The organism is Evansella vedderi (genome assembly GCF_030813435.1).
GTDB lineage: Bacteria > Bacillota > Bacilli > Bacillales > Salisediminibacteriaceae > Evansella > Evansella vedderi.
In genome coordinates this window covers 47,873-54,092 of record NZ_JAUSUG010000031.1, presented here as the reverse complement: position 1 = coordinate 54,092, position 6,220 = coordinate 47,873, and the positions used below count along the sequence as shown (strand labels likewise).

The 6,220-nt window shown below is 36.2% G+C and carries 5 protein-coding genes; 1 reads left to right on the top strand and 4 read right to left on the bottom strand.

Annotation, left to right across the window (positions count from 1 at the left end; genetic code table 11):
* Positions 1-472 precede the first annotated feature (472 nt).
* Positions 473-1,081 (top strand): biotin transporter BioY, encoded by a 609-nt coding sequence (locus J2S74_RS25010; RefSeq protein ID WP_307331737.1) that lies wholly within the window; start codon positions 473-475, stop codon positions 1,079-1,081.
* A 290-nt stretch (positions 1,082-1,371) separates the two neighbouring features.
* Here the strand turns inward: J2S74_RS25010 and J2S74_RS25005 are convergent, their stop codons facing one another.
* The 4 genes from J2S74_RS25005 to J2S74_RS24990 all read right to left on the bottom strand — a co-directional run bounded on the left by J2S74_RS25005 (position 1,372) and on the right by J2S74_RS24990 (position 6,200).
* Positions 1,372-2,028: a hypothetical protein gene (locus J2S74_RS25005; RefSeq protein ID WP_307331735.1), complete on the bottom strand. Its 657-nt coding sequence runs from the start codon at positions 2,026-2,028 to the stop codon at positions 1,372-1,374.
* 267 nt (positions 2,029-2,295) lie between these two features.
* Positions 2,296-3,642, bottom strand: a complete 1,347-nt coding sequence (locus tag J2S74_RS25000) for a Na+/H+ antiporter family protein (RefSeq protein WP_307331733.1) — start codon at positions 3,640-3,642, stop codon at positions 2,296-2,298.
* Positions 3,643-3,842: 200 nt separating this feature from the next.
* Entirely contained in the window at positions 3,843-4,865 is a 1,023-nt protein-coding gene (locus J2S74_RS24995) for a DctP family TRAP transporter solute-binding subunit (protein WP_307331731.1), read from the bottom strand.
* A 54-nt stretch (positions 4,866-4,919) separates the two neighbouring features.
* On the bottom strand, positions 4,920-6,200 hold the full coding sequence (locus J2S74_RS24990; protein ID WP_307331729.1) for a TRAP transporter large permease: 1,281 nt from the start codon (positions 6,198-6,200) through the stop codon (positions 4,920-4,922).
* Positions 6,201-6,220 lie beyond the last annotated feature (20 nt).

Sequence of the window (6,220 nt, the reverse complement as noted above, 5' to 3'; positions counted from 1 at the left end):
AAGTGTTGAGCTTGATGTTCTGACATCAAAACCAGTTAAACTGGCTAATTTAAAAATTCATTGACGGGATATTTGATCGGTCGTATAAATACGACGTTCATATCCCACTTTGCTTGGCTTTTTGTTTAGTTTTCAAAGGTCAATAGGTTTCGTTGCTTTTCAACAGCGACATTTATTAATATATCACAATAACAAATCGAACGCAACACTTTTTTTAAAAAGTTTAATTTGTTATCTAAAAGCTCATCCGTTTTTTGTCGGACTCGATCTATTATAGGGAATTTTTATTAGTATGTCAATCCTATTTTATTATTTTTTTATATCTTACCTAACGTAACTTTTAACAATAATTATTAGTCAGGACTAAAAGATTGTAAACCATCTATATATAACCGTTGACAACTATATTTAGTCTACTCTATCCTATTGTTAACAACCATAATTAATGAGTTAACAATGAGGAGGTTAATTTATGACTAGACTAAAAACAAACCGTTCTAAATTTAAAGTTATTGAATTAACAAAGGCAGCAATGTTTATCGCACTTATGGCAATTGCCGCAAATTTAACAGCAATGATCACCATTGGAGGTGTACCATTAACATTCCAAACAGTAGTAGCAATATTAGCCGGAGTATTATTAGGGAAAAAAGTAGGAACGCTCTCCATGTTGGGGTATGCATTAATCGGCCTTCTAGGGGCTCCGGTATTTGCTCAATTTAAAGGTGGATTACAGGTAATAACTTCTCCAACCTTCGGATTTATCCTATCCTTTATTGTTTTAGCTTTTGTTGTTGGTTTAATAGTGGAAAAATCCAAAAAAACAACTCTTTTTACGTATTTCATTGCATGTTTAGTAGGCCTTGCTTTAAATTATGGTATCGGTGTACCTTATTTATATTTCTATACAATTACAGTTACTGGTGCATCCGATGTTTCTTTTATACTCATCACATTATCTATGACACCTTTTTTTATTAAGGATATAATTTTAGTCATATTTACAGCGATGATCTGCCCTAGAGTTGCGAAGGCACTAGCATTGTCCACTAGTCACCAAAATAACAGTATATCAGCATAAATAAAGGCTCTTTTCGTAAATTTTGTTCCTTTTGCCCGAGGAGGCTGAAGCCTTACCCGCGGAACCAGGGCGCTGACATTACGCCGTTGCCCACAAGCGGGACCTGAGGCGCTTCCTCGAGTAGTTTGCGTCGAGTAATCGCAGAGCAGGACGTGGGGTGCCTTTAGGCGTAATTGGTCCGCCTGTAGCGTATCCAAGTGGAAAATATGTTTATGAACAACAATCTAATCTATGCGAAAAGGGCCTAAATAAAAAAGAAGCTGTTAGCACTTTATAACAGCTTCTTTTTTTTATGTCTGATTTAACTCTTCTTCACTAAAGGTTTTCACATAATAATCAGAGAGCAGTATAGCCCCATCAACCTCAACAAACTCAAAATTTACTGTAATAATATCTTCTGGAGGATAACCCAACCTTTTATAATGAAAATGTTCTATGTTTTCATCATAAAAATAAACACTCTCTTCCATAACTTGAGCAGTGATTACATCATTTTCTTTCGTTATGTAAATCTGCTCCGCTGTCACCAACTTTAAACCTGGATTTAAGATAGAGTTTTTTACTACTTCATAGTAATTATAATCAGAATCCGTTTCTCTCATCTGAAGTAAATATTCTTGAAATTCACTTGCATAGACAAGCCGTTTTTCTGTTTCGTGAAAAAAATCATTAATTACCTTATCAACAGTCACTTCCGTCATATAAGGTTCTAGATAATTCCTGACATCCTCAATTTGCGAAAGGTCTCCATTAGAATACATACCATTAACTAATTCATGATTTTCATATAATTTTTCAACGACGGAAATTATCTCGTAATATTTTGCCTTCACTTCATTTTCATTGAAGTTATCTGTTTGTAAATAAACAATAATAGTTAATAAAATAAGAATCCCTGCAAAAAATAATCGATTTCTTGTCTCTTTCTTCTTAAAAATAATCCCCATTTCCCCCCTAAAAAATTTGTCATAATATAAGACGTAATGAGGTTGGAAAAAGTTTCATATTTTTTGAGAAATATTTTCCAAGAGACAAGAATGATTTAAATTCATAAAGAGTCTGTTCAAAACTCCAATGTCTTAATAAACACTACGATAAACGAAAACTATTTTTGGCTGTGCTAAATTTGAAGTTGATTTACACTTCAGCCACTCGCTTCAATCAACCTTCGTTTGAAAATAAACAATTTATTAAATCATAGCTTTCGTAAAAAACTAAAGTAGTATCGCAGCTACCCAGCCGAAAATTAATAAAGGAATATTTAAATGAATAAAAGTCGGAACACATGTATCCCAAATATGATGGTGCTGACCATCTACATTTAAACCGGCTGTTGGACCTAAAGTACTATCTGATGCAGGGGAACCTGCATCTCCAAGGGCACCTGCTGTCCCAATTAAGGCAATCGTTGCCATAGTACTAAATCCTATAGCTTCTGCCAACGGTACAAAAATCACTGCTATAATCGGAATGGTAGAAAATGAAGATCCTATTCCCATTGTAATGAGAAGCCCCACAAGAAGCATTAAAATAGCAGCTAAAGCCTTATTGTCACCTATAATATTAGCAGATGCCTCAACAAGGAAATCAATATGACCCGTTTCTCTAATGACTTCCGCAAACCCACCTGCAGCAATCATGACAAACCCAATAAACGCCATCATTTTCATTCCATTTGTCATGAGAGTTTCCGTTTCTGAGAGTTGGAAATTCCCTTTGTAATGCATATAAGCAAAGTATAAGTACAAGATAACTAGTCCAATAAAAGCACTAAAAATCATTGATTTTGTTAAATACTGCAGAATAAGAACAATTACAACAGAAGATAAACCAAGGACAACAGATGGTATGGAATAAGTAAAATTATCTTTTTCTTGATTTTCTTCTCCCAAAGGCTTGTTGATATATTCTCTTTCTTTACCATAACTAAAGAAAATTGCAATTACTAAACCTATCACCATTCCTAAGACAGGTAAGGCTAAGGCTTTAGGAATCATGGCTAATTCGATAGTCATTCCACTTTCATTCATATTCCTTTCGATAATTTCATGGAACATAAGTCCAAATCCAAACGGAAGAAGGATATAGGGTGCTTTCAATCCAAAAGTCATAATAACCGCTAAAATACGACGATCGATAAAAAGGGCATTAAACACTTTAATTAACGGTGGTATTAAAATAGGAATAAAAGCAATGTGGATAGGGATGACATTTTGCGATGATATAGATACTAATAAGATAACGAGCAACAAAAAAGCCTTTGATAATTTTCTCTTTTGAGAGTCCCCTTCTCTTCCAACCAAGGAAACGACTTTACTTACAATTAGGTTTGGAAGGCCTGTAAAACTAATGGCGACTGCAAAAGCCCCTAACATTGCATAACTTAATGCAACACTAGCATTTGATCCAAGGCCGGCACCAAAGAAACTTAATGTCTCATCTACGGTAAAACCTGCTATCAAGCCTCCAACTATCGCTCCGCTAACTAGAGCAATAACTACGTGAATCCTTAGTAAACTTAGTATCAACATGATTAATACAGCAATAAGCACTGCATTCATTTTATTCTCCCCCTAATCTTTCGAAACTTTACTTTACCTCAGTAAACTACTAAAGTATTAAAATACTAAAATAATATATCATTGGTTATTTAGTCTGTCAATAAAAGACACAAAAAGTTCAGGGACCAAAAAGTTCAGGGACCGGGTCCCTGAACTTTAAAATCCCGAGGATAGGGACTCCTCGGGATTAGGTCTGGTATTTAATTACGTGCTGCTTCGATTTCCTCTTCTAGTAAATCTAGAATTCTAGCAGCATCCTCTCCGTTATTTTCACGGTAGAAGTCTCGTACTGGCATGGCTAAATCACGGAATGCTTGACGTTGTTCTTCAGAAAGTGTTAGTACTTCTGTATTACTTTCAATTTCAGATAATGCAGCTTCATTTAATTCCTCTTGTAAATCAAATCCTACTTGTCGCATTTCTTCTACAGTTTCGTCGAGCATCGCTTGGATATCAGAGGGTAACTCATTATAAAATTCAGTGTTCACAACCATCATAGCTACATAGTTATTATGATTAGAAATTGTCATATAATCTTGTACTTCATGGAATCCAGCTGATTCAATAAAGAAAATCGGATTCTCTTGTCCTTCTACTACCCCTTGGTCTAAACCAGAGTATAACTCACCCCAGTCCATTGCTGTTGGGTCTGCACCATATTGCTGATATGATGTGTTAATTAATGGTGAGTTTTGTACACGGATTTGGAACCCTTCAAAATCCTCAGGCGCTTGAAGTGGGCTATTACTAGTCCATTGCATTGCACCTTCAGTGAAGTAAGCTAACGGGGACATTCCGTGCTCCTCATACTTTTCTCTTAAATATACATTTAACGCTTCACTTGTGTTCAAGATCTCTTGTGTTAAAGCAATATCATCTGGAAAGAGGAAATGTAGAGCAAAAAGCTCTGCTTCCGGCACCATTGTTCCTGTAAAACCAGGAGAAACGATACCTAATTGAGTTGAACCTCTCATTAACTGCTCTGCTTGGTCAACACCATCTCCAAGACCACCATATTCAAAGACAGTGATATCAATTCTTCCTTCAGACTTTTCTTCCAGACGCTCTGCAAATTCTACTGCATACTCATACTGCACATCCCCCGGTGCTTCTTCCGTAACGAAATCCCATTGGAATTCAGCACCACTATCGTCGCCACAAGCTGACAATACTAAACCTAAGCCTAGTGCAGCACTTGCTAATAAACCTTTTTTCATAAACATGTTTACAATTACCCCCATAAAAGAATTTTTATTTTAAAGAATAATTTCATTCTCCTATTGCATCCACCTTAGTAGGAAAAGTGAAATATCCTCAAATAGAATAACTAATATCCCCACAATCACTAACATAACAATGTAAGGGGGTGTCCCCCTAATAACATCCAAATACGACTTATTAAACACCGCACTGGCAGTAAATATATCCACTCCAAATGGAGGAGTCGCAGACCCTAAAGCGGCCTGGAATACAATTACAACCCCTAAATGAACAGGGTCTACTCCAGCATCAATAGCCACCGGAGCAAAAATCGGGGTTAGGATCATAATTACCACAATTGGATCCACAAACATACAGCCAACAAAGAAAAACAATGCAACAATAAACAATACAGTTAAAGCTGATGGATCTGGCCCTAAGACAGCATCGGTCAATGTATGTGGAATTCTTGCACGGTTTATCGCCACCGAGAACGCTTGACCTGCAGCCACCAATATAAATACTGCTGAGGTTACAAGACCACTCGACATGGCAACTTTAGGAAGATTCGTTAATTTGACTGTTCTAAAAATAAAAACCTCTAAAATAATGGCATATAATACTGAAATACCTGCTGCTTCCGTCGGAGTGAATATACCCCCATAAATCCCTCCTACAATAATAAATGGGAACCCTAAAGGTAATAACGCCTTCCTAGTTAATACAAAACGTTCTCTCCAAGAAGCTTTTTCCACTTTAGGTATGTTATAAATTTTTGCATGGATAACTGCATAAGTTGCGAAGAAAAAGAATATAAGCAATCCTGGACCTATTCCAGCAATAAATAACTGCCCAACATTTGCTCCATCTGCTACTAATGCATAAATAATCATCCCTATACTTGGGGGAATTAAAAATGCAATATCACTGGAATTAATAATCAGTGCTATAGCGCTGGAGTCTTTATAACCCATTTTCAAAAGTCTTTGCCGCATTGGTGTACCAACGGCAACTACTGTTGCTTGAGTGGACCCGGAAATGGATCCAAACAATGTACAAGCTGCAGCAGTTGTGATGGCATAACCACCTCTTAAATGTCCAACAAAGGAGCCAACAAAATCTACCAATCTTTTTGAAGTTTTTCCAGTTGACATTATATCTGCAGCAAATATAAATAAAGGTACTGCTAATAAAGAATAAGGAACTATTCCTGTTCTCATTTGTTGAATGAGAATATATGGATCTAGATTAGGAAGAAAGAAAAACACTAGAACCATGGCTCCGGCTATTAAGGGAATCATCATTGGGAATCCCATAATTAGCAAAAGCGCCATTACTACTACGAATATCCATTCCATAGTTTAATCCTTTCATTTCT

Bases quoted from the DNA above. Each gene is read 5' to 3' on its own strand.
- J2S74_RS24995 (WP_307331731.1), bottom strand. From the start codon at position 4,865: ATGTTTATGAAAAAAGGTTTATTAGCAAGTGCTGCACTAGGCTTAGGT.
- J2S74_RS24990 (WP_307331729.1), bottom strand. From the start codon at position 6,200: ATGGAATGGATATTCGTAGTAGTAATGGCGCTTTTGCTAATTATGGGA.
- J2S74_RS25000 (WP_307331733.1), bottom strand. From the start codon at position 3,642: ATGAATGCAGTGCTTATTGCTGTATTAATCATGTTGATACTAAGTTTA.
- J2S74_RS25010 (WP_307331737.1), top strand. From the start codon at position 473: ATGACTAGACTAAAAACAAACCGTTCTAAATTTAAAGTTATTGAATTA.
- J2S74_RS25005 (WP_307331735.1), bottom strand. From the start codon at position 2,028: ATGGGGATTATTTTTAAGAAGAAAGAGACAAGAAATCGATTATTTTTT.